Genomic DNA, 25,170 nt, shown 5'->3' with positions numbered 1-25,170 from the left:
CGCACCGCGTTTCGCACGACGACGTCCGAGGAGCGTTCATGACATCGACGACCGCCGCTCCGCGACGACAGACCCGGTTCCCTCGGACGCGTCGCTCGGGACTCCCGATTCTCCGATGAGTTCGACGTCGTCCATCGCGGAGAACCACCCGATTCTCCGCTCGTCCGCCGGTATCGCATTGTCGCAGCCGGCGTCATCCAGAAAGGAAGTCGCAGTGAACAAGACCACACAGCATCGGCTCCGCGCAGGGCTCGGGGCGATCGCGATCCTCGCATCCGCCGTCATCATGGCGGGTTGTGCGAGCGCTGCACCGTCGAAGCCGGCCGGAGGCAGCGGATTCGCCCCCGTCGCACAGGACGAGAAGTCGGCGATCGACGTCCTCGTGGATCCGACCCGCCAGGCGGCCGTCGAGGCCTACCAGAAGGCGCACCCGGACGTGAAGCTCAAGATCGAGACGTTCGACGGGCAGGGCCTGCAGGCCAAGATCTCCCTGCTGGACAAGTCCGGGTCGGGCTGGCCCGATGTCGTGTTCTCGCCCAACACCTCGGACGTCGCGTGGGCGGCGCAGCCCAACGGCGGCGTGCAGGCGTTCGCCGCTCCGCTGAACAAGGACATGATCCCGAAGGCGACACTCGACGGCTGGGCAGACGGCTCGCTCGCGCCGTGCCAGATCGACGGCAACACCTATTGCCTCCGCAACGACCTGGCGCAGACGGTCACCTGGTACAACAAGTCCCTGTTCGACCAGTGGGGCTATGCGGTCCCGAAGACGTGGGAGGACTACGAGGCGCTCGGCCTCAAGATCGCGAGCGAGCACCCGGGATACCTCGTCGGCGAGTTCGGCGACCCGAACGCGCTCGACGTGTACTTCTGGGCGAGCCGATGCTCCGCGCAGGAGACGACGGACAAGGCCGACACGCTCCGGATCAACCTCGCCACCGAGGAGTGCAAGAAGACCGCCGCAATGGTCGACAAGCTGCTCGCAGCAGGATCTCTCGGCAAGCAGAGCTATTTCGAGAAGGGCCTCGACGGCTCCAAGATCGCCCTGGCCGTGGGGCCGAGCTGGTTCGGCAAGTACCTCTTCGACGCGACCTACAAGGTGCCCGCGGGGCAGATCGGCGTCGCCGACCAGCCGCAGTGGGCGGGTGACTCCACGGCGTCGAACGGCAATGTGGGCGGCGGCGTCTGGATGACGTCTTCGCACAGCAAGAACCTGAAGGCCGCGAATGACCTGATCACCTGGGTGACCAGCGACCCCGGCTTCCAGAAGACGGCTCCGACTTACCCGGCGAACAAGGCGGCCGCAGCAGCCTGGCTGGAGAACCCCGAGAACGTCTCGTATTTCGCCACCGACGTGAAGGCGCCGTTCGTGAAGGCCGCCGACCAGGTCTGGAAGAAGTGGGCGTTCTCGACGTTCTCGGATCAGGATCCGTTCAAGAACGTCGTGCTCAAGGCGATCAACGGCGGCAAGACCGTGACCTCGGTGCTGACCGATTGGCAGACCGAGGCCACCAACACGGCCAAGGCCGCGGGGTACAAGGTCGTCCAGTAACGTCCTCGGGTGCGGCGGCGGGCGTCGCCCTGCCGCACCCGAGCCCTTTCCGTTCAGGAGGCACCGCATGAGCGCCCGCACCACAATTCCGTCGATCCGGCCATCGAGCAGGGAACGCAGCAACAGATCCGGGTACGTCTTCGTGGCAGGGTACGCGATCCTGCTGCTCGCGTTCGGGGTACTCCCCACCGTCTACTCGTTCGTACTCGCGTTCACGAACGATCAGGGACAGTTCGTGGGCTTCGGCCAGTTCGTCGTCGCGACGACCGACTTCCGGTTCCTGCGCTCGATGGCCAACCTGGGCTCCTACATACTGCTCTGGCTGGTCACGATCGTCGTCTTCGCCGTGGCGCTGGCGCTTCTGCTGCGCAATTACGTGCGCGGTCGGATGTCGGTGTTCTGGCGGTTCCTGTTCTACCTGCCGGGCGCACTCGCCGGCGTCGCGAGCTCGCTGGTGTGGATGTTCATGCTGTCCCCGCAGGTGAGCCCGATCGCGCCGTTGCTGAAGGCGGCCGGCTGGACCGACTTCGGCAGGATCGTCCAGCCGCAGAACCTGCCCGTGATCTTCACGGTCATGGCCTTCTGGGTCGGCGCCGGCGGCTGGATCATCATCATGTACGGCGCGCTGAACAACATCCCCGACGAGGTCATGGAGGCGGCGCGCATCGATGGCGCGTCGGCCTGGCAGCTCGCCTGGCACATCCAGATCCCGATGATCCGGCAGTGGATCGCCTATATGGCCATTCTCGCGTTCGCCGCCGGGACGCAGCTCTTCGTCGAGCCGCAGATGCTCGGGGTGGCGAGCAAGCAGGTGGACATCTCCTGGTCGCCCAATCAGCTGGCGTATCAGTTCGCGTTCGGGCCGATGTCGAACGCGAACGCCGCCGCGGCGCTATCCGTGCTGCTGCTCGCCGTCGGCCTCGTCTTCGCGGTGATCCTGGTGCGCAAGTCGGGCCTGTTCGATGTGGAGGCGGAGGATTGATGAGCGAGACACGCGCAATCGTGGCGCCCGGAGCGCAACGGCACCCCGTGCGCGGGGGGTCGAGGACGCGCCGGAGCATCGGCGGGATCCTGGTGCGGGCCGTACTGATCCTCTTCGGCGTGTTCTTCGTGCTGCCCATGGCGTGGCTGCTGCTCGCGCCGACGAAGACGGCGCAGCAGATAGAGCACGCCTTCCCGTTCGCGTTCGGATCCTTCGACGCGGTCGGCACAGCGTGGGGACACCTTGCGGCGTTCCAGGACGGCGTCATCTTCCAGTGGTTCGGCAACTCCACGCTCTACGCGTTCAGCGGCCTGATCCTGACCCTGGTGACCGCGATCCCCGCCGGGTACGGCCTCGCCCTGACACGGTTCGGCGGGCGCAAAGCGCTGCTGACGATCACGCTCGTGGTGATGATCATGCCGGCCACGACGTTGGTGATCCCGCTCTTCCTCGGCCTCAACGCCGTGAAACTCGTGGGCACGCCCTGGGCACTGATCCTGCCTTTCGCGTTCTTCCCCTTCGGCGTGTACCTCACGTACATCTACTTCTCCACGAGCCTGCAGCGATCGATGCTCGAGGCGGCGCGGATCGATGGTGCGGGTGAGGTGCAGATCTTCTTCCGGATCGCACTCCCGCTGGCGAAGCCGATCATCGCGCTGGTGGCGTTCTTCAACTTCGTGGGGAACTGGCAGAACTTCTTCCTGCCCTACCTCGTGACCCCGTCGAGCGCACAGCAGCCGATCCAGGTCGGGCTCAGCCAGCTGATGGCGTCGTCGCCGGCCTTCAATCCAGGAGGCACCGCCGATTTCGGCATCGACTCGCCAGAACTGGCGCTGGCGATCATCATCTCCGTCGTCCCGGTCCTCGTGCTGTTCCTCTTCGCGCAGCGCTCGCTCGTCGCCGGAATGTTCGCGGGCGGGACGAAGGGGTAGCGGGGTAGCCCCTTCGGCATCCGCTCGAGAGTCGCACGCCTACCTCATCCGCCCGGTGCGTCGGCGCCGGGGACGGACCACCATGCCCCTCCACGGAAAGCGAGCCCATGACCAGGACGATCCACGTCTCGCCCTCCGGCGACGACGCGTACGACGGGACGGCCGCTCTCCCGCTGCGCACGGTGTCCGCGGCTGCCGAGCGCGCGCGGGCCGGCGACACCGTACTCGTCGCCGCGGGCGTCTATCGCGAGCGCGTCGACCCTCCACGTGGCGGAACGGAGGAGGCGCCGATCACCTACGCCGCCGAGCCCGGCGCCGCGGTCGTGCTGACGGGTTCCGATCGATTCGACGACTGGGCACCTCTCGATGACGGGCTGTGGCGACTCGTCGTGCCGAACCGGCACTTCGGCGACTTCAACCCCTATGCCGAAGTCGTGCACGGGGACTGGTTCAACGGCAACGGTCGACGGCATCGGCGCGGAAACGTGTTCCTGGACGGCCGATGGCTTCCCGAGGTCGTCTCTCCGGACGCGCTCGAGACGGGGATCGGCGTCGGCTGGACCTCGCATGTCGACGGATTGCAGGACCGCCCGATCGCGGAGGTGTACAGCGTCGAGGGGCACGCGGCGTTCACGCCCGCCGTCTACGACCGTGACGGAGTGACGACGATCACGGCCCGCTTCCCGCATGGTGTCGATCCGAACGCCGGGGACGTCGAGGTCTCCGTACGCCCCACCGTGTTCACCCCCACGGCGGAGCACATCGACCACATCACGCTGCGGGGCTTCGAGATCCGCAACGCGGCGACCAACTGGGTCGCCCCGACGGCGGGCCAGGAGGGCATGGTCACGGCCTATTGGAGCCGCGGCTGGCTGATCGAGGACAACGAGATCTGCTACTCCCGCTGCGCGGGCATCGCCCTGGCGAAGAACCGTGACGGTTTCGACGGCGAACGGGGCACGACCGAGGGCTACTACGACACGATCCGCGATGCCCTCGATCGCGATGGTTGGTCGCGCGAGAGCATCGGTTCGCACACCGTCCGCGGCAATCGCATCCATCACTGCGGCCAGGTCGGCATCGTCGGCTCTCTCGGCTGCGCGTTCAGCACGATCGAGGACAACGAGATCCACGACTGCAACCTGCAGGGCATCTGGTCGGGAGCGGAGATGGCGGGCATCAAACTGCACGGCGCGATCGATGTCGCCATCCGCGGCAACCACCTGTACCGCTGCGGTGAGCCCGCCGCGATCTGGCTGGACTGGATGGCGCAAGGGACGCAGCTGATCGGCAACCTCCTGCATGACAACGTGCGGGATGTCTTCACCGAGGTATGCCACGGGCCGATTCAACTGGTGAACAACATCCTGCTGTCCCGCCGGGGTCTGCTCACCAACTCGCGCGGCATGCTCCTGGCTCACAATCTCGTGTTCGGCCGGCTCGAGGTGCGGCATGACGACCGCGAGACGCCCTACCTGCGTCCGCACAGCACTGATCTCGTCGAGATGCGCCGCCTATGTACGGTCGGCGATGCGCATTGGGTGAACAACCTTCTCGGCGACGCCGTCGACCTTCGTCAATATGACGGGGCCGCGCCCGATCTGCCCTGCTCGTTCGAGGGGAATGTGCCGATCACACCCGACGAGCGCCACCCGCACGAGGTCGACCTCGTCGTGGATCTCGAGCACCTCGGCGACGAGTGGGTGGTGTCGATCGGATCCCGGACGCATTGGACCCGCTCGGTCGGACCGGTGGTGGCCTCGGCGTTCGGGGTCGCCGTCGTGCCGCAGCAGCGCTACACGAATGCGGATGGCAGCTCCGCCGACGTCACGATCGACTACTTCGGGGGACCGCGCACCGAGCAGGTCACCCCGGGACCGTTCGAACCGGCAGCCGTGGGCCGGTTGCCGGTCTGGCCGCGAACGGGTGTCCCCGCCTCCCCCGCCCCCTGATGCAGGCGCCGTCGAAACGGCGCACGGTCAGGTCGACGGGGTCTACCCGAGCGCCGGCGCGTCGTGTAGGGAGACGTCGAGCGACGCCAGTCCGTCCAGCTCCAGCACGGTCACCGTGTTGACGCCGGCGCGGGTGCAGGGCCACGGCACGTACAGCCGCTGCTGAGGGCCCTGGTTCCAATAGCGTCCGAGGCACAGGTCGTTGAACCAGACGTAGCCCTTCGATCCTCCGGGGATGCAGAGATAGCCGTCCGCCTGCTCCGGCAGGTCGACCGTGGCGCGGTAGTAGCGCGGTCCGGTCGGCGCCGGCGGGGCGACGACCGGCGTCCATTCCAGCTCATGCACCTGCGGCAGTTCGTGCACGGACACGGCATAGCCATGCAGCCACTGGTTGTCCTGGCGCAGCCCGCCGAGACCCTTGGTGCCGCCGAGGCGCGGGCCGTAGTTCACGCGCCCCATGGATTCCACGATCACGTCGACGCGCGCGGGCCCCCCGACGACGGGCAGATCGGCGGGCGCACCGGATCCTTCCACGATCGCGACCAGCCGGTCGTCGACGAGGACATGCCCGCGGTCGCGCAGCTCGACGAGCTGCAGCGGCAACGGCACACGGGGGCCGGGCACCGCGGTGCGATAGCGGACCAGACCATGATCGATGCCGAGGTCCTCGAAGGCGGGCGGCAGGGGGAAGGCACCGCGCTCGGTGAAGACCACGGATGCCTCGTCAACGAGTGGCATGACGACGGGAGAGACGAGCGGGTGCAGCGACGGCAGCTCTGCCCGCTCCTGACGGTGCCGGAACCGTTCCAGCACCTCCCGGAACGCGAAGAACTTCTCGGTGGGGGCGCCGCGCTCATCGAGCGCAGCATCGTAGTCATAGCTGGTCACGGTCGGCAGGTAGACGTCGGCGCCGGCATGGTCGTGATGGTTGGCGCCGGCGCCGGTGCCGAAGTTGGTGCCGCCATGAGCCATGTACAGATTCACGGATCCGCCGGCCTCGAGGATCTCCTGGAGGGCGCGGGCGGCGTCGTCCGCAGCGCGGGTGACATGCGGGCGCCCCCAATGGTCGAACCAGCCGTTCCAGAACTCCATGCAGAACGGAGGATCGTTCGGGCGATGCCGCGCCAGCGCGGCGAACGCGTCCTCCGCCTGGGATCCGAAATTCACCGTCGCGGGGATTCCGGGGATCATGCCCCCGGTCAGGCACGCGTCGGTCCAGCCATCGCTCGTGAACAGCGGCACGGTGACGCCGCGCCGCCGCAGCCCGTCCGCGAGCGCCGTCAGGTACGTGCGATCGGTGCCGAAGGATCCGTACTCGTTCTCGACCTGCACCATCAGAAGACTGGGGTGATCGGCGAACTGCGGCACCACCTGATCGAGATACCTCTCGATCGCTGCGAGGTAGCCGGGATCGCTGCTGCGCACGCGGCGTCCGAGCCGGCCGGTCAGCCAGGACGGCAGCCCTCCGTTGTCCCACTCCGCGCAGATGTACGGACCGGGCCGCACGATGGTGCGCAGCCCTTCTGCGTGTGCGTCGTCGAGGAACCGCCGGATCTCGTCGAGACGTTCCCATCGCCCCTCTCGAGGCTCGTGCACGTTCCAGGCGAGGTACGTCTCGACGGTATCGAGGCCCATCGCCCGCAGCGATCGCATGATGTCGGGCCACTGCTCGGGGAGCGAGCGGAAGTAGTGGGCCGCGCCCGAGAGCACCCGAGGGGCGCCGGTCGAGGTCATCCGACGGCTCCCATGGTGGTCGGGTGCGCGAGCGGATTGGCGAACAGGTGCGCCTCGACATCGTTGAGCGCGAGGCGCACGGCACCCATCGCCGCCGCGTTCTCACCCAAGGTGGAGACCACCACCCGGGGCTCGAACGTGCACACCTTCGCGAAATGCGTCCTGAAGGCCTCGGCGGCGACCTCGCCCGCGACGACCACGCCGCCGCCGACCACGACCACTTCGGGGTCGACCGTGATCACAAGGCCCTCCATGCCCTCCGCGAACTCGCCCGCGAACTCCGTCACCGCGTGGTGGGCGCCGGGATCCCCCAGACGTGCGGCGTCGAACACCGTATGCGGATCGACGGCCAGCAGCTCCTCACGCGAGAGCGTATCGACGTGCACGCCGGTGAACCGGATGAGTTTGCGATAGGCGTCGATGAGGCGGCGGCCGGTCTCCGGCGGGATCTCTCCCGCGGCGCCATGGTGCCCGAGCGGTGAGGCGCCGTCGATGAGGAATGCCGAGCCCAGCCGACGACCGACATGCAGATAGACGGCGCTGCGGCAGTCCACCGCCGCACCGACCCAGTGCTCGGCGAGCACCGCGGCGCGCATGTCATTCGACACGCGCACCGGAACCGGGAGGAGGGGCTTGAGCATCTCGGCGATGTTCCGACCACTGAGACCGGGCAGCAGCGATCTCAGGACCTCGCCGTCGGCCTGGACGATACCCACGGTCGTGGCCGTAGCGGCAAGGATCCTGTCATCGGTGCGGTCGGCGAGCCGCAGCGCCTCGGTGATCGCGACGCGCGCGGCGGCGATGCGCTCCTCGGCTGTCGCTCCACCCGCGAGGGGGTAGTCGGCGCGGCCGATCACCTGTCCGGCCAGATCGGCGACGAGGCACCGCACCCAATGCGGAGCGATGTCCACGCCGACCACGCATCCGGCGTCGGCGTTGAAGCGGATGCGTCGTGCGGGCCGCCCCGCGGTGCGGCGTCCGGCCTTCGCGGGCGGCGGGGCGACCGTCAGCCACCCCTGCCCGATCAGGGCCTCGACGGCGGCCTCGGCCGTCGGGCGGGAGACTCCCGCGGTGCGCGCGATGTCCGTGACGGTGTGCCCGTCGGTGCGCGACGAGGGAGGTGTCGACGGCGGTGACCCCTGAGCGTCGAAGAGCACGCGCAGGACCGCGGCGACGTTCCAGCTGCGCAACGCTGACGAGTCTCCCGCGTGCGCCACGCTCGAGGAGGCGTGCTCAAGGGACATAACAAAGCTCATTTCTGAATCGGCGCCGACCCGGATAGGGCAGAGCCTATCTGATCAAGAGAGGGTTGACAGCGTGAGGAGCGACTGTCAAACTACCCGGGATACGGTGATTATTAAATCACTTTATCTAATCCCGACAAGGCGGCGTGGATCGCCACGCGCCCACATCACCGAGAAACGAGCCCCCATGCGTACACAACGGAGTAAAACGCAATTCCTGTTCGTCGGCACCGTCGCGGCGGCAGCAGTTGCGCTCACTGGATGCACCGCCGGCGCGCCGAACTCCTCCGGGTCCGGCGATCAGGTCACCCTGACCTTCCTCGTCTCCGAGTCGCCCAACCTCACCCCGCAGTACTGGGACGCGGCGATCAAGCGCGCATCCGAGAAGGTGCCGGGGGTCACGATCAAGAAGGTCGTCGGGGAGAACACCCCGGCCTATGCGCAGCAGCTGTTCGCCTCGGGGCAGGCGCCCGACATCTTCGCCGCCGGCGTCGCGAACGGACTCGCACAGAAGGGCGAACTCGCGGAGTACACGAAGAAGGAACTGCAGGACGCAGGCATCACGGACTTCACTTCCGGAACGATCGGCGGCAAGTTCTACGGCGTGCCCAGCAGCGCCCAGGCGATCCCGCTCGTCTACTACAACAAGGATCTCTTCGCGAAGGCCGGCATCAGTGGCGCGCCGAAGACCTATGCCGAGCTGGCCGAGGACTGCGCCAAGCTCAAGGCCGCGGGTATCGCCCCGTTCGAGATCGGCGGCGGCGGCAAAGACACCTGGGCGACGGTGTTCGCCCTCAACGCCGCGGTGTCCGCGGATGTGCTCATCAAGGATCCGACCTGGTTCGTCAAGCGCGAGAAGAACCAGGTGAAATTCACGGACGAGGAGTTCGTCGGCTCCGCGCAGAAGGTCGCGGACCTGGTGAAGGCCGGCTACGACGACGCCGACGCCATGACGCGCCCGTACGCCGATCTGGAGCAGGCGTTCCTCGACGGCAAGGCCGCGATGTACCCGATGGGCTCGTGGTTCACCGCCGCCGCGGACAAGGCGAAGCGCACGGACATCGGCGTCTTCGGCTGGCCGAGCGACGATGGCAAGGCCGCAATCCCGACGGTCAGCGGTGCCGGCATGAACGTCAACGCCAAGTCGAAGAACGTCGCACTCGCCAAGAAGTGGGCGCTCGCCTTCGCCACGGACACCAAGAACCTCGACTCCACGGTCATCATCGACGGCGGGATCATCACCGTCAAGGACTACACCGTGCCGAGCGATGTCGGCCCGGTTTACTCCCAGATGGTCACCGCCTACGACGACGCGGCCACCGCCAAGACCGCGGTGCCGGCCTGGGGCAATGTCACCGGCGACGGCGCACTGCCGCCCGGATTCGGCGATCTGCTGATCGCCGCGAACGTCGACCTGCTGACGGGGAAGAAGTCGCCGCAGGAGTTCGCGCAGTACCTCGACGAGCAGTACGCGGCCGCCCAGAAGTAGCCCGAACGCCCGGGGAGGGGGATGCGCGCAGTGCCGCAGCATCCGCCCCTCCCCGGTGCGCCGTTCGGAGGTGAGGACCTTCATGACCACACAGACCACCCCGCGCCGGAAGATCCTGCGCAATCCACTCCACCTTCTGCTGTTCGCCGTCCCCGGCGCCGCCCTCTACGCGATCTTCGTGCTCTGGCCGCTTCTGGTCGCCTTCTGGTCGAGTCTCACGAATGAGGACGCCTACCGCGTCACGACATCGTTCGTATGGTTCGAGAACTACGGGCGCCTGTTCGCCGATCCGGCCTATCTGCAGACCCTGGGCAACACCGTCATCCTCACGGCCATCTGCGTCGTCGTGCCGAACGCGCTGGGGCTCGGCATCGCGGTTCTGCTGGACCGCAGCGGCTGGGCGTTCAACGCCATGCGCGCGGTCTTCTTCGTCCCGGTGATCCTGTCCTCCGTCGTCGTGGCGGTCATCTGGCAGCAGCTGCTGAAGGACGACGGCCTGATCAACTCGGCGTTGCACGCATTCATGCCGCATCCGCCCGGATGGCTGTCCGATCCCGCGCTGGCGCTCTACAGCGTGGGCGGGATCGTCGCCTGGCAGTCGGTCGGCACGTGCGTGGTGCTCTATCTCGCCGGTTTGCAGAGCGTGCCCAAGGAGCTCGCCGAAGCGGCCTCGATCGACGGAGCGGGGCCGATCCGTCGGTTCTGGGCGATCACCTGGCCGCTTCTGGCTCCGTCCGTGACGATCATGACGGTCCTGTCGATGATCGGCGGCTTCAAGATCTACGACCAGGTCAAGGTCATGACCAATGGCGGCCCCGGCGTCGGCACGACCTCGACTCTCGCGTTCGATGTCGTCCACACCGGGCTCGATTCCGGGGCTGTGGGGTATGCCGCAGCGAAGGCAGCGGTGATGTTCCTCATCATCGCGCTGATCTCGCTCCTCTCCATCCGTCTGATGCGCAAGCGGGAGGTCGACCTGTGACCGTGACCGAACAGATCGTCACCGCCTCGTCGAAGAGCCGTCGCCGCCGTCGGAACGGAAGCGTCGACACCGGCCGTTCCGGCCCGCTGCGCACGCTGATCGCGCTGATCGTGACAGCGATCTTCATCTACCCGATCTATCTGGTCCTGCTGAACTCGTTCAAGACTCAGGACGCCATCTATCGCTTCCCCGGTCTGCCGGTGATGCCGTTGACCCTGCAGAACTTCGTGGATGTGCTGACTAGGCCGGATGCCCTGTTCTGGAACGGACTGATCAACAGCGTGCAGATCACCGTGATCAGCGTCGTGATCTCGACGGTGCTCTCCGCGATGATGGCCCACTACATGGTGCGATCGAGCGGCTGGGTCTCGAAGGCGCTGTGGGTCGCGATCCCGCTGGGCCTGATGATCCCGCAGGCGACCACCCTGCTGCCGCTGCTGCGCATGATGAAGGACTTCGGCTTGATCGGCTCGATCTTCGGTCTCATCATCGTGTACGTCGCCGGCAACCTCCCGTTCGGGGTGCTCGTGTTCACCGGTTTCATGCGCACGATCCCCAAGGAACTCGAGGAGGCCGCCGCGATCGACGGCGCCGGGCCGATCCGCACGTTCTGGGCGATCGTGTTCCCGCTGCTCCGGCCCGCCGGGGCCAGCGTCATCATCTTCCTCGCGGTCGGGCTCTGGAACGACTTCATCACACCGCTGATCATCCTCGGCCCGGCCAGCGGCAGCACGGTCACGGTCGGCATGTATCGCCAGATCAGTGAGCACGTGTCGAACTATGGTGCGGTCTTCGCCTTCATGGTGCTGGCCACGATCCCCATCGTGATCCTGTTCATCTTCTTGCAGAAATACTTCGTGAAGGGACTGCTCAGTGGTGCAGCAAAGGGATGATGTCATCGAGGCGCGGCGGATCCGTCTCGCCGTGGTCGGAGCGGGGATGCGCGGTCATGCCTATGCTTCCGCAGCGGTGGAGATCCCTGGCGTCGAAATCGCCGCCGTCGCCGAGCCCAATCCGACGACGCTGGAGCGATTCACGGGCGCGTTCGCCGTGACACAGGTCTTCGGAGACTGGCGTGAACTGGCTGCACAGCCACGGCTCGCGGACGCCGTCATCGTGACGCTGCCCGACCAGGAGCACCGGGACGCGAGTGTGGCCTTCGCGGAGCTCGGATACGACATCCTCCTGGAGAAGCCGATCGCCACCAGTCCCGAGGACTGCGACGACATCGAGGCCGTCGCGAACGACAACGGGGTGAGCATCACCGTCTGTCATGTGCTGCGCTACACGTCCTACACGCAGAAGCTGCGTGAGTTGCTGGACGGCGGCGCGATCGGCGAGATCATGCAGATCGAGCACCTCGAGCCGATCGGGCATCTGCATTTCGCGCACTCATTCGTGCGCGGGAACTGGCGGCGATCCGACGCCAGTCACAGCCTCCTGCTCGCCAAGTCGTGCCACGACATCGACTGGCTGCTCTACGTCATGGGGCGGCCCGTGCAACGGGTCACGTCGTTCGGGTCCCTCGGATACTTCCGCCCTGAGGCACGCCCGGCGGGCGCGTCAGATCGGTGCGTGAGCTGCGCGCTGGAGCCCTCTTGCGCCTTCTCGGCCGTGCGCTACTACCGGCGCGGCCTCGACAACCCCGGTTCCGCGGAGGAGTACAACGCTCTCGTCATGGCGGGCGAGGTCACTCCAGGGGCGATCGAGCGGGCGCTGGAGACCGGCCCCTGGGGGCGATGCGTGTACGACTGCGACAACGATCTCGTCGATCACCAGACCGTGCAGATGGAGTTCGCCGACGGCCGGCTCGCAAGTTTCACGCTCTCCGCCTTCACCGAGGGCGCGAACCGCAAGACGCGGCTGTTCGGCACCGCGGGGCAGATCACGGGCGACGGGCGGATGATCAGCGTCTACGACTTCCGCACACTGCAGACCACGACGTACGACACGGACGAGGGCGGGTTCGACGCCGCAGCCGGTCACGGCGGTGGTGACGCGCGACTCGTCGCGGCATTCGTCGAGGCGCTGCGGGAGGCGTCGCCGCAACAGCTCTCGACGAGCATCCACGCCAGCATGGAGAGCCATCGCGTGGTGTTCGCGGCAGAGGAGTCGCGGCGAACGGGAGCCGTGGTGGAGATGGCTGCGCACTGATAGTGCTTCCGCGGAGATCGCAGCGAGTCGGGCAACTCCGCGGGGTGACGCTGCGCTCTGATGCGACAGCACGGTTGTGGCGCTAGGTGGTCGGCGCGGGCCGGGCTCTCCAAACGACAAAGACATCCCTCCCCCGTGCCGAGTCGTCGCCAGAGACTCGCAGACTCTCCGTCAACCACCGGCGCCCACCGGGTCAGTTGTAGGCTCGGGCACGAGATGGCGGCGGATCGAGCCGAATCTAAGGCAATTGACAATGGCCGCCCGCTCAGGGTTCCACGTGAAGGGGCGGATTCCTACACTGCGTTCCATCTTCGCGTCGGCCCCGACATCGGCGCCCGTGTGTACGCTCAGGGCGATGACGGACTCCGAGATAAGCAACCACGCCAAAGGCATGATTGAACACGCGTTCAGGAGAGCGCATGGTCGCGGTGTTCCCGAACTTAGTCGTGCAACACTCCGCATGGACGATGGCTCTGTGGCCGAGCCCAGGGGTACCCGTCGACCTGTCCCCATGCCTCTGTAACGGTCGTGTTCATGCGGACATGCGGTGCCGGGCGCGCCTCTGCCTGCGCCCACTCCGGGAACCACACGGCGAGCCTTGGCTCCTGGCGCAACAGTGGCCACCGACATTGCAGGCGCCCCGACCGCCCTGTTGCACCTCTCAAGAAATTCTTGACAAGCACATAACAAATCCCCAGACTCCGAAGAGGGGGAAGGCTGTAGCGAAGCGGGACCGGAGGATAGTTTGCGTACAAAGCTCGTGGGATCGTTTCTAGGGGGGATCACTGCTGTCGTGCTCGCCGCGTCAGTTGGGTTGCCGGCGGCAAGCGCCGCTGTTGCACCTGCCTCGACGGCTCCAACAATGAAAGATGTGAAGGCGACGTTCGCCGAATTGGACTTCGCCCATCCGGTGAGCCTTGAGTCGGCGACAACCGTCACCACCGGCGCAGGGATCGAAGTTCTCGGCTACCACTTCGTCACCGACTCGATCGTCGGTGACTTCTGGCCTGACGAGGGGATGACAGTCGACGAGTTCCTGGCGCAGGTGAAGGAAAAGACAGGAACTGCACCAGAGATCACATCCGCATACGTCGATGCGCAGTTGTTAGCCGACAGCGGCTCAGGCAAGCGAAGCGCGCCGGTCGCCTTGGGCGCGGATCTACCCGTCTACGACGCACCGGACGCCGATGCATCGCTGGCAATGAAAGATGCAAAGAACCCCCCGCCTAGCGAGCAACCGCCTGCTCGCGCGTCCGGCTACACATATACGTGGCAACCGAACGCAGTGGAGTCTATGGTGCAAAGCGCCGGCACAACCCTTGCGATCAGCGCGAAGTACTCATGGTATGGCCTGACCCCTTTCGCCACGCCGTCGGCTATGGCGGACCACTGGGGGATGGAATTCCAGTACGACTTCTACACGCATGCTCGCACAGCTCCCGGCCCCCTCCCCATCGGATATGGGTACCGGCCGACCTGTGGTGCCACGACGGTCAATTACAAGGATTGGGCGGCGGCTTCCACGAGGCCGTTCAGCTGGTTCGCGTGGGTGATCTATGGGGGGTCGCAGATCGCCGCCCCCGGCAACCTCGGGCTCTACGGTGATTTCAACGATCTGACCGACCCGTGCGAAGTGAGCTCAATCACCGTGGGCATGGCGCAGCCCCAGGTGATGGGATGGGCCAACTCCACAGGCGGCAACTATCTGTCGATCTATATGTACCCGCTCAAGGGGGACGACACTTCCAGCGAGCTCGGCTCGATCGTCCAGCCGGTGAGTCGATCCATGTGTGAGACGTGGCCTCAGATGGCGCTGATGGATTGCATGGGAGTCACCCCAGGCACCTACCCCGGCCCAGGGCCTGCAGAAAGCCGTATGGTGCTCAACCGTGACAAGTGGCACTACAAAGCTCCGAACCTCTGCTGGTACTCAGGCAACTTCGGAAACGACTCGGCTCAGTTCTGGGATTGCCGAGTCAATTGAGTAGTTCCACATCAATGCGTCGGCCGATGCCATTCATCCTCGGATGGACGGCATTGGTCGGCGCCATCCTCATACCGCTTCTCGTATCGTTCTTGGCGATGTTGAGGCTGAGGGACCTGCACTGCAGCGAACAGTTCTCGTATACGTTCGCACCACTACTGATCACCTGCGGGACGAGAAGCCCTCTCGCTCTCGTCGTCGGTTGGACAGGGACGATCGTCACCCTGGCAGGGGTGATCGTCGCAATCGTCGCAGCGCTGATCACCCTCACCTCACAGCGATACGCGAAGCAACGTAGAGACGCATGGCTGTTCTCTACAGCCATCGCCGTCGTCATGATCACGACCCTTGCCGTCCTGGCAAGCAACCCGGATTCGGTCTGGGGAATCAATTCATGGATCTTCTTCTGCGCAGCCGGATCGGCCCTGGCCCTCACACTTGTACTGGTTGTCAGCCGAGTCACACGGCGACGCGCCCAGAACCCGCACAAGCCTGTCGACTAATGCAGTCGTGAACCCTGCCGGACTGCCAACTAGCGGCGGATTTTGCCATCAATAGCCGGAACCTACATCAGTGGAAGTCGCCTGTAGGTTCGGGCGGAGGTTGGCACTGAAAGGTACCGATTCCCGCATGGTTGGCAGGCGTTCACCGCGGGCAACCGTCCGGCATAGTTGGCGGATTCCTAGCACCGACATCCAAGTAAGCGCCACGATCACCACAGGCGTCCTCAGGAGAGGACGCAGAACTATCCCCACGCCAGCAACCGAGACGGTGCGGCTCGCGCGCTGTTACAGGCCGTCGAACTCGAGCCCCCGGTCGATCGTGATCAGCCGAAGCGACACGACCTCCGCGACCTCGTTCCCCGCTGGCACCGCAATCCCTCTACTCGCAGCGGCTCGCCAGCGGGCGGCAGCCTTCCAGACCCAGCAACGCATCCAGTCCTCATCGACCTTGACCACGAGACCGCCCCCATCGGGAGGTCAGCGCAGATGCGATGTCCGTGCCCTGCCCGCCCATGCGTTTGACAACTTCGTCGACCCCTGATGCTGGCGATAATAGTCATCGCGCGCATGACGTATCGGACAGCACGTTCACTCAAACGTCGACACCGCACCTCGCGTGCCGGCGAGCAGAACTGACGGCAGCACCAGGAGCCACCGGCCGGACTGCCACGAGGACCGAGGCCAATGGGAGGCTGGTCTAGCTGGCAGAAAGGAGCCACACATGTGGATCACCCCGCCCGCACCAGTCAGTGAGTGGATGCTCGGTCGCAACGGTCCTACCCGGCAAGAACTACTCCAACTAGGGCGATCCCGTGATGGCGATCCTGCGTAGAGATGCTCGTACCGGATGAAATCCTTCGTGTCTGTAATGAGGGCCGGCAGCCTCGTGGGATGCTCAGCGCGGGTCGTCTCTGGGGACGAGCGCATCACCAGCACAACACCCATGTGACCACGCAGCCTCCAGCCGGGACACCACCCATCGCCGCGCACCACGAACCCAGCATTCACCCCTTGACCTGATCGAGAGTCGGTGGCTTTCGATCAGGTCAAAGGAGCCCGGCGTCCGTCAACTCGTTTCGTCGGTCGCGGGTGGCCACCACCCCTGGTAGATCAGGCTTCTGCCACCCTCTTGCAGCGTGTCCCACCGGTGTGCCCATGCGGCACGGATCGTGGTTGGTGCCCAGGTGCCCCCTCGGAGCTCGAGTGGGATGAGTGGGTCATGTCGTATAGCTCGTTCGAGGGCATCGGCGAGTTGTAGCTGGCGCACGACGTCGGGTGTCGACGTGTTGGCGGCATCTTCTCGGAGGACGTCGTCGATGACCGTGTAGGCGGCGGCGATGTGGCGGTGTGGCCAGAGGTTCTCGGCGATCGCGAGAGGATCGGTGATCCCTTGGACGTTGAGGTCGTCGGTCGTCGCCGTAGACAAGTACTGGCCTGCGTCGACACGCAGCGCAGCGACGAGGTCATGTGGGCTGACGTAGAGCCCGGTCGAGATGGATACCGCCCCCAGGTCGCCGAGCTCCCGGCGGAGCGCGTCCCGTACCGCGCGTTCGCGTTCGGGGACGCTCACGACGATCAAATGCCAGCGCCTGTCCCACCTTGAGTGGCCCGCATCTTGGGCGAAGGCGAGGGTGAGGCTCTGCCTATCGCGCTGCAGGCGACGATGTCCGGCGTTGGTGAGGGCGAGCGTGCCTGCTCGCCCTCGCCCATGCTGTGTGACGTCGCCGCCGGCGATGAGGCGGCGGATCGCCAGGCGCACTGGCTGGTCGTCGAGGCCTGCGAGATTGGCGGTGTCGTAGATGTCGGACAGCCGGGCCTCGCCAGAAGCTGGCAGAAACGCCTCAACGACGGTCCGCGGGGTGATCTGACGTGTCATTTGTCAACCGCGAGTTCCATGGCGGTGTAGCCGTCGAAGCCGTACACAAGCGAGAGTATGCCGATCGTTCCCGACTCGACCGGTACAAAGCCCCGGCGTTCGTAGAGGGCGCGCGCACGAGGGTTGCCATCAACCACCGAGAGGCGGACAGTTCGCGCGCCATCCTGTCTGGCGCGCTCGGATGCTGCGCTCAGCAGCGCTGTCCCGATGCCGAGGCCACGCGCGGCGCTGTCGACGCAGAGGCCATCCAGCACGAGCGATCCCGGGCGGGCGGGTCGAGACAGCAGCGACAGCACAAGGCTCGCACGCAGTGCCGCCGGGACAGACAGCGACCGTCGCAGGCGAGTCCAGGTGAGATCCGCTGCCCCTGTGCCGGCGTCGTAGAAGCCGCAGACCCCGAGGATTTGGTCACCGCGGCGGGCGGTGAGTACGTGGTCAGTGCGCAGACCAGCCCGGACGACGGCGACCCCGGTCGGCTCGTCGGCGAATCCGGGTCGCAGCTTCCGGCTGAAGGCCTCCCAATACAAGGATGCGACTCGGGTGCGTTCATCCTCGGTGAATCCTCGGCCGATCGCGACGGTGTCCATAGAGATCAATCTATCGTCTACGCTACGAACGTGCAAAGGAAGAAACTAGTCCGCAAGGCGCTCGTCGTCACTCTCGCGCTCGTCACTACTGCGATGCTCGTGGTCGGCACCACGGTCGTCGGCAACAGCTATCGTTTCCGCCAAGTGCCGGTCACGATCCCTGGGCCCGACGGAAACCTTGCCGGGGTCCTAACCCTCCCGGTTGACGGCTCGGCGCGTGGCCTGGTCGTCATGGTCCATGGTGATGGCTCCGTCGAAGCGACGCAGGATGGTCTCTACTCGCCCTGGTTCGAAGGTGCGGCCGATGCGGGATTCGCCACACTCTCATGGAGCAAGCCTGGGATAGGCGGGTCCGACGGTGACTGGTTGTCGCAGTCGATGAAAGACCGGGCGGACGAAGTCTCCGCGGTGCTCGATTGGGCTGATCAAAGCAAGGACGTCCCGACCGACGCCATCGTCTTGTGGGGTGCGAGTCAAGCTGGATGGGTTCTCCCCAAGGTCATTGGTGATCGCGATGACATCGACGGCGTCGTGGCCGTCGGGACCGCGATCAGCTGGATCCGTCAAGGAAGGTTCAATCTTCTCGCTCAGCTTGATTACGACGACGCGAGTCCGCAGGAGCGAGAACGCGTCATAACGGAGAGTGACGAGACGCTGGCACTTCTCCAGCGCGGGGCGACGTACAAGGAGTATCGTGCGTCGACGACCAGCGCCGATCGGATGACCGAAGATCGCTGGGGCTTCGTGATGAGGAACTTCAACGCGGATGCAACGGAGGACCTGATCACTTCTGCTTCACAAGTGGTTCCCGTGCATCTCATGGTCGGCAGGCATGACCGCAACGTCGACGTCGCGGAGACCGAACAGACCTACCGTTCGATCCTTGGACCGTCTCTCACAGTCACGCATATCGATGGAGCGCACTCACTGGCCCGCACAGTGATGGAGGATAACGAAGCCGTAGGCCTCGCCACGGGCATTGTCTGGCCTCGAGCCCTCCTCGCCCCCGGCGTCATCAAGGACTACAGGGCATTTCTCTCTACAATCGGGCGCTGATCCGGGCTCATGACCGTCAACTCTGAATCGGCATGACCGGGCGACCCCGGGGTCCAGGCGCGTCGCGTCATAGATTTGGCCGCGCGGCGAACCCCCGCAGCGATCTCTTTCCTCCGGACCCGGAAACGCGGCGATCGCCCCGCCAGCCACCCCGGATTCAGAGCCTCGTCTTCACCGACTGCCAGACAGTTGCCTTGCTGCCATGTCACTGCCATCTCCGCGCGGATTGCCGTCAGTAGTCGGGACTGCACCGGAACCTACATCAGTGGAAGTCGCCGCCGCCTTGGAAATCGCTGGCCATGTCGGCGAAGCGGGAGAAGTGGCCCTGGAAGGCGACCTGGATCGTCGCGGTGGGGCCGTTACGGTGCTTGGCGACGATGAGGTCGGCCTCTCCCGGTCGCACGTCCTTGTCGTAGACGGAGTCGCGGTGCAGCAGGATCACCATGTCGGCGTCCTGCTCGATCGAGCCCGACTCGCGGAGGTCGCTGATCGCGGGCTTCTTGTCCTGCCGCTGCTCGGAGCCACGGTTCAGCTGCGAGAGCGCGATCACCGGCACCTGCAGCTCCTTCGCGAGAAGCTTCAGCGCGCGGGAGAACTCGGAGACCTCCTGCTGACGGGACTCGACCTTCTTGCCGCTCGTCATCAGCTGCAGATAGTCGATGACGACCATCCTCAGGCCGACGCGCTGCTTGAGCCGGCGGCACTTCGCGCGGATCTCGACGAGCGTCATGTTCGGGCTGTCGTCGATGTAGAGCGGGGCGTCGTTGATGCGGCCGCGGGTCGAGGCGACCGTCGTCCAGTCGCGCTGGTCGAGCGTGCCCTTGCGGAGGTTCTGCAGAGGCACGGCGCCCTCAGCGCTGAGCAGACGCATGGCGATCTCCGCCTTGCCCATCTCGAGCGAGAAGAAGATGGACGGCTGGTTGTGCCCGATCGAGGCCGCCCGGGCGAAGTCGAGCGCGAGCGTCGACTTACCCATCGCGGGTCGGGCGGCGACGACGATCATCTGGCCGCCGTGCAGACCGTTCGTGAGCTCGTCGAGCTCGCGGAACCCGGTCGGCACGCCCGTCATGGATCCGTCGCGACCGCTCGCGGCCTCCATCTCCTCGACCGCGGCATCGACCGCGACGGTGAGCGGCACGTAATCCTCGGCGTGCTCGGTTCCGGTGACGGAGTAGATCTCGGCCTGGGCGCTGTTGACGAGGTCGGCGGCATCGCCCTGACCGTCGTAGCCCATCTGCACGATGCGGGTGCCGGCGTCGACGAGCTTGCGCAGGATCGCGCGCTCCGACACGATGCCGGCGTAGAACCCGGCGTTCGCGGCGGTCGGCACGATCGACGTCAGCGAGTGCAGATAGTCGGCCCCGCCCGCGCGGGACAGGTTGCCGGTCTTGATGAGTTCGTCGGTGACGGCGATGACGTCGGTGGGCTCGCCGTGCGAGTACAGCGAGAGCACCGCGTCGAAGATCAGCTCGTGCTTGGGGATGTAGAAATCGGATCCGCGCAGCGACTCGATCACGTCGGCGACGGCGTCCTTCGACAGCAGCATGCCGCCGAGGGTGCTCTGCTCGGCCATGAGGTCGTGCGGCGGGGTCCGCTCGGGGCCGCGGCCTGAACCGAGCCGCTCCTCCGCGATGTCCGCGATCGACACGCGCGCCCCCTTCTCCTCCACCGACTGCCGAGCACATCCCGGTCAGATCCGCGCTCTGGGCGGGATGAACCCCCGCCGCACAAAGCACATCACCAAGGTCTGACATCGGGATGCTCGACAACGCTAGAAGCACCCCTCTCCGCACGCAAGAGTGCCTGTGGATAACTTTGTGGAGAGTCTGCGGGAAACTCTGGAGTGTCTGTGCAGAACGCCTGGGGATAACTGTGGGGAGGGTTGGGTTCTGGAACTATTTAATTGCTCAGGATCAGCGGTTTTCCTCCTCCCCACCCTGTGGACGGAATCCTGCTTCAAGCGCGTGTTTAAGGTTCACGCCGCAGATCGTCGGATGTGTACAACTTGGCGGCAACACTCACGCACCCATCTGTTTGTCAAGTCGGCCATTCGGCGGGTGTGGCGCTGCTCATCCGAGCGAGAGAGCGCGATGCGCGCGCTCGCATGGACGTACCCGCGCGCGAACACGGGGACGCCGGATCAGGACACGCGCACCGCGGTCACGATCCAGTTGTCGACCGAGTGCCCGTCGATGTGCGGGGCGTCGAGATCGCAGGAGAACAGTGCGAGCGAGCGCTCCGGCGCATCGACCTGCCACACCCATCTGTAGGTGGTCGCGGCCTGCTCCACGACGTCCTGCTTGGGGGCGGACTGCGCGTCCTGCGTGGCGGCGAAGCCCGCGGTGGCGTATCCGCCCGCCTGCAGCGCGTAGGTGACCACCACGCTGTCCCCCGCCCGCACCTGCCCAAGGTCGTAGAAGACGTCCTTCGTGCCGTAGCCCGTGACATTGTGCCCGACGATGATGCCGCGATAGGCGGAGAGGTTGCCGGGAACCGTCTCCCACTGCGGCGGCCCGTACCATCCTGCCAGCCCCTGATCGGGACTCAGCCAGCCGTCCTCATCGAGCTGGATCCGGTTCACATCGGCATCGATCAGCCGCGCGCCCTCCTGAAGCACGGTCACGTGCACGGGCGTCCCTGCGATGTCCTGCAGCGGAGCCGCGGTCGGCGTGGTGGAGCCCGGTGATGGAGCGGGTGCGACCGGCGCGACCGGCAACGTCGACGAGGCCGGCGACGTGGACATCGGCACGTCGCCGAGCGCGGAGCGCGTCGCGCTCCAGAGCAGCGCGGCCGATCCGCCCGCGACGAGGCCCACGACGAGCAGGGCCACCGCGAGGCGGCGGCGCGACGCGATGGCCCTGTCCTTCATGATGTGCTGCGGCGCGTGCGGCTCAGCCGCGGCGCGAGCGGATGAGCAGCCCCGCCCCGGTCAGCGCACCGGCCGCAAGGACCCCCAGGCCGGCTGCGAGCACCGTCACGGCGGTCTGGTCGCCGTCGGTCTGCACGGTGGTCGGCACGATGTGCGTCTCGGGTGCGACCACGGGCGGCGTCACGACCGGCGGGGTCACCACCGGGGGCGTCACCACGGAGCACGTCACGGCGTCGTGGTGCATCGTCGTGTAGACCGCGGGGATCTCCGGAGTTCCGGGAACCTCCGGAGTGTCGGTGACCTCTTCCGTCGCCCAATAGAAGTAGTCCGCGTTGCCGGGAGTTCCCGCCTGGAAGATCGTGTTCAGCGGGTCGTCCGAATGGCCGGGGAAGTACGCCTCGGTGTTCTCCTGCCACCCCTCGCTCGGCGGGATGTCGGAGGGTGCAGGGCCATCGGGTCCGCCCTTCCACGACCACCTCTGGTACTCGGTGTGCGTGACGGCGGGCGTACCCGGCGTCGCCGGCACCGCGGGCGTGACGAGCACCTGTTCGTCCGACGCCGGCGTCGGTGTGCACGGTGCGTCTTCGGCGGACGCGCCCGGCACCGTGATCAGGATTCCTGCGACCGCGAGCGACATCGCCCCCGCCGCGTACGTGGCCTTGCGGAGCACCCCAGCGCCCCAGTTGTTCCTAGACATCTCCCCAGTCCCCCTCGGTGATCGGTGACGATCACACGCATCCGGGTACGAGGAAATCGGCGGAGTGTCCAACGGACACCGCGAATCCAGTTCCCCCAGTTCGTCGGGTCCCACCCCGTCAAAATTGCCCACGCCCCAGCCCATGCAATCTTTGAGCAAAACCATACCGGTGTTCTGGTATGCGGACAAGGGGGCGGCGGGAACGTCAGCGCCGTCGCAGCGAATCCGCCGCAGGGCCTCAGCGCCGGATCGCCCGGTAGCGGTTCTCCGGCCGCCCCACCGCACCGTACCGCGGGGCGACCTCCGCGCGTCCGATCGTGGCGAGATGGTCGAGATAGCGGCGCGCACTCACCCGCGACATCCCGAGGGCGTCGGCGATCTCCGCCGACGACATGTCCCCCTCGGTGCCCTCGAGGAGCTCCGCGACCCGCTGCAGACTCGAAGCCGAGAGATTCTTGGGGGCGACCGCGGCATCCTCGGATCCGCCGCCCAGCATCAGATCGACCGCGCGCTGATCGAGATCCGCATCCCCCGTCGTCATGCTGAGCGCCCGCTGCACCTCGTTCAGCCGACGGTGCAGGTCGGCCTTCGTGAACGGCTTGACGAGATAGTGCCGCACGCCCAGCACCCGCGCGCGGCGGACCGTCTCGAGATCGCGGGCGGCGGTCACCGCGATCACCTCCACGTCGGTGCGCATGGCCCGCAGGCGGCGCAGCAGCTCCAGACCGTTCAGGTCGGGGAGATAGACGTCGAGCAGCAGCAGATCCGGGCGATGATGCTCGATCTCCCTGAGGCCCGCCGACGCCGTGTGCGCGACCGCGACCACCTCGAACCCGGGATGGTCGTCGACCAGCGTCGCGTTGAGGGCGGCGAGCAGCCGGTCGTCCTCGACGATGACGACCCGTGCGGGGCTCATCGCGGAGCCCGCGCCTCGAACGACCACGGCACGTCCACCACGAAACGCGCGCCGCCCGACGCGGAGGCCTCCGCGATCGCCGTGCCGCCCAGGCGCTGGGCCACGCGCTTGACGATCGTGAGCCCGATCCCGCGCCTCTCCTTGCGCGGCACGGATCCCTTGTCCGAGACGTCCATCTCGAAGACCGCATCGCGCAGGTGCGCCGGGACTCCCGGGCCGTCATCGTCGACGCTCACCGTGATCCGATCCGGCGCGACGTCGTCGCTGATCCGCAGCACCACGCGCCCTCCCCGGGCTTCGAGGGCCTCGATCGCGTTGTCGAGCAGGTTGCCGACGATCGTCAGCAGGTCGTCGTCCTGCTCGACCTCGCGCAGATGGGACTCGGGATCCACGACCAGGTCGATCCCGAGCTCCTGCGCCCGTGCCGACTTGGCCAGTACGAGCGCCGAGACCTCGATGTCGTCGATGCCGTGCAGCAGCTGCCCCGTGGGAAGCGCTCCGCCCCCGCCGACCCGGTGGATGAAGGACAGCGCGGCATCGGTCTGGTCCGTCTCGAGCAGACCGCTGAGCACCTGCAGGGTGTTGAAGAACTCGTGGGACTGCGCCCTGAGGTCATCGGCGAGGCTGCGTGCGCCGCTCAGGTCGCGCAGCGTCTCCTCGAGTTCGGTCCGGTCGCGGAGCATGGCGATGTGGCCGACGTCGCGATCCTTCACCCGCGCCACGGCGCCGTGCACCACGAGTACGCGCTCGCCCGAGAGCACGGGGGTCTCCGCGGTCTCCCCGGAGAGCAGGAACTGCGCCAGCTCCTCGTCGAGCACGTCCGCCGCGTCCCTGCCGAGGATCTGGTCCGACTCCACTCCGAGCAGCCGCGCCGCCGCATCGTTGACCACGACGAGCCGGCCGTCCGCGTCCACGGCGATGAACCCCTCCTGGATGCCGTGCAGCATCGCCTCCCGGGTGTCCAGCATCGTGCGGATCTCCTCCGACTCGAGGCCGTAGATGCGCCGGCGCAGCAGCCAGCCGATCCACACCGAGCCGATCACGCCGATCACGGCGGCGGCGATCGGCGCGATGATCAGCCCGGGCAGATCGTCGACGAACTGCGCCTGGAGATCCACCTCGAAGATCCCGACCGAGACGATGCCGATCACGGGACCGTCCGGGCCGTGGATGGGGACCTTGACCCGCCAGGATTCGCCCAGCGTGCCCGTCTGGGTCTCGATCTGGACCTTCCCGGACAGCGCGACCGAGGGATCCGTCGAGACCTTCTCGCCGATGCGGTCCGGATTCGGATGCGAGTAGCGGATGCCGTGATCATCGGTCACGACGACGTAGCTGAGGCCGGACGACTTCCGCACGGCCTCGGCGATCGGCTGGATCTGGCCGTCGGGATCCTGCGCCAGGAGCGCCTCCGCCATGGTCGGCAGGCCGGCGACCGATTGCGCGATCGCGACCATGCGATCCCGGTAGGCGTCCCGGTTCGCCTGGGCGGCGAGGACGGCGGCGACCGCGCCGGTTCCGGCGACGATGACGAGCACGATGGCGATCTGCAGCACCAGCAGCTGCGTGCTCAACGACATCGATCGACGCACGTGACCAGTGTCCCACGGGGCGGAGCGGCGCCCGCCGGAGGCGGGAACCTCCGTGCGAGCGCGGCTCGT

Annotated in this window: 20 protein-coding genes; 11 read left to right on the top strand and 9 right to left on the bottom strand. The window is 66.6% G+C overall.

All coding sequences use genetic code 11. The features are described 5' to 3' along the window. Nucleotides 1-214: 214 nt before the first annotated feature. The 4 genes from ACFC1J_RS10005 to ACFC1J_RS09990 all read left to right on the top strand — a co-directional run bounded on the left by ACFC1J_RS10005 (nucleotide 215) and on the right by ACFC1J_RS09990 (nucleotide 5,418). Nucleotides 215-1,552, top strand: coding sequence for an ABC transporter substrate-binding protein (locus ACFC1J_RS10005; RefSeq protein WP_375904912.1), 1,338 nt, complete (start codon nucleotides 215-217; stop codon nucleotides 1,550-1,552). Between the two features lie 67 nt (nucleotides 1,553-1,619). Next, nucleotides 1,620-2,534 (top strand): carbohydrate ABC transporter permease, encoded by a 915-nt coding sequence (locus ACFC1J_RS10000; RefSeq protein WP_375904909.1) that lies wholly within the window; start codon nucleotides 1,620-1,622, stop codon nucleotides 2,532-2,534. Continuing rightward, nucleotides 2,534-3,466 (top strand): carbohydrate ABC transporter permease, encoded by a 933-nt coding sequence (locus ACFC1J_RS09995; protein WP_375904906.1) that lies wholly within the window; start codon nucleotides 2,534-2,536, stop codon nucleotides 3,464-3,466. Before ACFC1J_RS10000 ends, ACFC1J_RS09995 begins: the two co-directional genes overlap by 1 nt. A 107-nt stretch (nucleotides 3,467-3,573) precedes the next feature. Continuing rightward, nucleotides 3,574-5,418 (top strand): right-handed parallel beta-helix repeat-containing protein, encoded by a 1,845-nt coding sequence (locus ACFC1J_RS09990; protein ID WP_375904903.1) that lies wholly within the window; start codon nucleotides 3,574-3,576, stop codon nucleotides 5,416-5,418. 42 nt (nucleotides 5,419-5,460) lie between these two features. On the opposite strand, the gene ACFC1J_RS09985 is transcribed toward ACFC1J_RS09990, so the two are convergent. Together ACFC1J_RS09985 and ACFC1J_RS09980 are read right to left on the bottom strand one after the other, a co-directional pair. Then, nucleotides 5,461-7,152, bottom strand: a complete 1,692-nt coding sequence (locus ACFC1J_RS09985; protein ID WP_375904900.1) for a beta-galactosidase — start codon at nucleotides 7,150-7,152, stop codon at nucleotides 5,461-5,463. Next, nucleotides 7,149-8,396, bottom strand: coding sequence for an ROK family protein (locus ACFC1J_RS09980; protein ID WP_375904897.1), 1,248 nt, complete (start codon nucleotides 8,394-8,396; stop codon nucleotides 7,149-7,151). Before ACFC1J_RS09980 ends, ACFC1J_RS09985 begins: the two co-directional genes overlap by 4 nt. A gap of 187 nt (nucleotides 8,397-8,583) precedes the next feature. On the opposite strand from ACFC1J_RS09980, the gene ACFC1J_RS09975 reads away from it, so the two are divergent. From ACFC1J_RS09975 to ACFC1J_RS09950, 6 genes are all read left to right on the top strand, one after another. Beyond that, a complete protein-coding gene (locus ACFC1J_RS09975; RefSeq protein ID WP_375904894.1) occupies nucleotides 8,584-9,885 on the top strand; it encodes an ABC transporter substrate-binding protein in 1,302 nt (433 codons plus the stop codon). A gap of 82 nt (nucleotides 9,886-9,967) precedes the next feature. Continuing rightward, a complete protein-coding gene (locus ACFC1J_RS09970) occupies nucleotides 9,968-10,867 on the top strand; it encodes a carbohydrate ABC transporter permease (RefSeq protein ID WP_375904891.1) in 900 nt (299 codons plus the stop codon). 2 nt (nucleotides 10,868-10,869) lie between these two features. Beyond that, the gene (locus ACFC1J_RS09965; RefSeq protein WP_375904888.1) at nucleotides 10,870-11,760 is read left to right on the top strand and encodes a carbohydrate ABC transporter permease; all 891 of its coding nucleotides are present in this window, start codon (nucleotides 10,870-10,872) and stop codon (nucleotides 11,758-11,760) included. Next, the gene (locus ACFC1J_RS09960; protein ID WP_375904885.1) at nucleotides 11,741-13,021 is read left to right on the top strand and encodes a Gfo/Idh/MocA family protein; all 1,281 of its coding nucleotides are present in this window, start codon (nucleotides 11,741-11,743) and stop codon (nucleotides 13,019-13,021) included. Before ACFC1J_RS09965 ends, ACFC1J_RS09960 begins: the two co-directional genes overlap by 20 nt. An 862-nt stretch (nucleotides 13,022-13,883) precedes the next feature. Continuing rightward, a complete protein-coding gene (locus tag ACFC1J_RS09955; protein WP_375904882.1) occupies nucleotides 13,884-15,005 on the top strand; it encodes a hypothetical protein in 1,122 nt (373 codons plus the stop codon). 26 nt (nucleotides 15,006-15,031) lie between these two features. Next, on the top strand, nucleotides 15,032-15,508 hold the full coding sequence (locus ACFC1J_RS09950; RefSeq protein WP_375904879.1) for a hypothetical protein: 477 nt from the start codon (nucleotides 15,032-15,034) through the stop codon (nucleotides 15,506-15,508). A gap of 1,066 nt (nucleotides 15,509-16,574) precedes the next feature. Here ACFC1J_RS09950 and ACFC1J_RS09945 read toward each other — a convergent pair. Together ACFC1J_RS09945 and ACFC1J_RS09940 are read right to left on the bottom strand one after the other, a co-directional pair. Then, complete coding sequence (locus ACFC1J_RS09945; RefSeq protein WP_375904876.1) at nucleotides 16,575-17,384, bottom strand: PaaX family transcriptional regulator; 810 nt, start codon at nucleotides 17,382-17,384, stop codon at nucleotides 16,575-16,577. Then, nucleotides 17,381-17,971 (bottom strand): GNAT family N-acetyltransferase, encoded by a 591-nt coding sequence (locus ACFC1J_RS09940; protein ID WP_375904873.1) that lies wholly within the window; start codon nucleotides 17,969-17,971, stop codon nucleotides 17,381-17,383. The genes ACFC1J_RS09945 and ACFC1J_RS09940 overlap by 4 nt, the downstream gene beginning before the upstream one ends. Nucleotides 17,972-18,001: 30 nt before the next feature. Here ACFC1J_RS09940 and ACFC1J_RS09935 point away from each other — a divergent pair, with 30 nt between their 5' ends. Next, nucleotides 18,002-19,027: an alpha/beta hydrolase family protein gene (locus ACFC1J_RS09935; RefSeq protein WP_375904870.1), complete on the top strand. Its 1,026-nt coding sequence runs from the start codon at nucleotides 18,002-18,004 to the stop codon at nucleotides 19,025-19,027. A 262-nt stretch (nucleotides 19,028-19,289) separates the two neighbouring features. Here the strand turns inward: ACFC1J_RS09935 and dnaB are convergent, their stop codons facing one another. The 5 genes from dnaB to ACFC1J_RS09910 all read right to left on the bottom strand — a co-directional run bounded on the left by dnaB (nucleotide 19,290) and on the right by ACFC1J_RS09910 (nucleotide 25,101). Beyond that, a complete protein-coding gene (gene dnaB, locus ACFC1J_RS09930) occupies nucleotides 19,290-20,675 on the bottom strand; it encodes a replicative DNA helicase (RefSeq protein WP_375904867.1) in 1,386 nt (461 codons plus the stop codon). Between the two features lie 492 nt (nucleotides 20,676-21,167). Then, the gene (locus ACFC1J_RS09925) at nucleotides 21,168-21,896 is read right to left on the bottom strand and encodes a class F sortase (RefSeq protein ID WP_375904864.1); all 729 of its coding nucleotides are present in this window, start codon (nucleotides 21,894-21,896) and stop codon (nucleotides 21,168-21,170) included. 22 nt (nucleotides 21,897-21,918) lie between these two features. Further along, complete coding sequence (locus ACFC1J_RS09920) at nucleotides 21,919-22,593, bottom strand: hypothetical protein (protein ID WP_375904861.1); 675 nt, start codon at nucleotides 22,591-22,593, stop codon at nucleotides 21,919-21,921. A 238-nt stretch (nucleotides 22,594-22,831) separates the two neighbouring features. Beyond that, a complete protein-coding gene (locus tag ACFC1J_RS09915) occupies nucleotides 22,832-23,509 on the bottom strand; it encodes a response regulator (protein WP_375904858.1) in 678 nt (225 codons plus the stop codon). Beyond that, nucleotides 23,506-25,101, bottom strand: a complete 1,596-nt coding sequence (locus ACFC1J_RS09910; RefSeq protein WP_375904855.1) for an ATP-binding protein — start codon at nucleotides 25,099-25,101, stop codon at nucleotides 23,506-23,508. Before ACFC1J_RS09910 ends, ACFC1J_RS09915 begins: the two co-directional genes overlap by 4 nt. Between the last annotated feature and the right edge of the window lie 69 nt (nucleotides 25,102-25,170).

Source organism: Microbacterium sp. NPDC056052, assembly GCF_042266785.1.
In the GTDB taxonomy this organism is placed as follows: Bacteria; Actinomycetota; Actinomycetes; order Actinomycetales; family Microbacteriaceae; genus Microbacterium.
The sequence above is the reverse complement of the archived record's forward strand: the minus strand, read 5'-3'. Positions and strand labels throughout refer to the sequence as shown.

Coding starts and splice junctions, on each gene's coding strand:
- ACFC1J_RS10000 (WP_375904909.1), top strand. CDS start 1,620: ATGAGCGCCCGCACCACAATTCCGTCGATCCGGCCATCGAGCAGGGAA.
- ACFC1J_RS09995 (WP_375904906.1), top strand. CDS start 2,534: ATGAGCGAGACACGCGCAATCGTGGCGCCCGGAGCGCAACGGCACCCC.
- ACFC1J_RS09990 (WP_375904903.1), top strand. CDS start 3,574: ATGACCAGGACGATCCACGTCTCGCCCTCCGGCGACGACGCGTACGAC.
- ACFC1J_RS09985 (WP_375904900.1), bottom strand. CDS start 7,152: ATGACCTCGACCGGCGCCCCTCGGGTGCTCTCGGGCGCGGCCCACTAC.
- ACFC1J_RS09980 (WP_375904897.1), bottom strand. CDS start 8,396: ATGTCCCTTGAGCACGCCTCCTCGAGCGTGGCGCACGCGGGAGACTCG.
- ACFC1J_RS09975 (WP_375904894.1), top strand. CDS start 8,584: ATGCGTACACAACGGAGTAAAACGCAATTCCTGTTCGTCGGCACCGTC.
- ACFC1J_RS09970 (WP_375904891.1), top strand. CDS start 9,968: ATGACCACACAGACCACCCCGCGCCGGAAGATCCTGCGCAATCCACTC.
- ACFC1J_RS09955 (WP_375904882.1), top strand. CDS start 13,884: ATGAAAGATGTGAAGGCGACGTTCGCCGAATTGGACTTCGCCCATCCG.
- ACFC1J_RS09950 (WP_375904879.1), top strand. CDS start 15,032: ATGCCATTCATCCTCGGATGGACGGCATTGGTCGGCGCCATCCTCATA.
- ACFC1J_RS09945 (WP_375904876.1), bottom strand. CDS start 17,384: ATGACACGTCAGATCACCCCGCGGACCGTCGTTGAGGCGTTTCTGCCA.
- ACFC1J_RS09940 (WP_375904873.1), bottom strand. CDS start 17,971: ATGGACACCGTCGCGATCGGCCGAGGATTCACCGAGGATGAACGCACC.
- ACFC1J_RS09925 (WP_375904864.1), bottom strand. CDS start 21,896: ATGAAGGACAGGGCCATCGCGTCGCGCCGCCGCCTCGCGGTGGCCCTG.
- ACFC1J_RS09920 (WP_375904861.1), bottom strand. CDS start 22,593: ATGTCTAGGAACAACTGGGGCGCTGGGGTGCTCCGCAAGGCCACGTAC.
- ACFC1J_RS09915 (WP_375904858.1), bottom strand. CDS start 23,509: ATGAGCCCCGCACGGGTCGTCATCGTCGAGGACGACCGGCTGCTCGCC.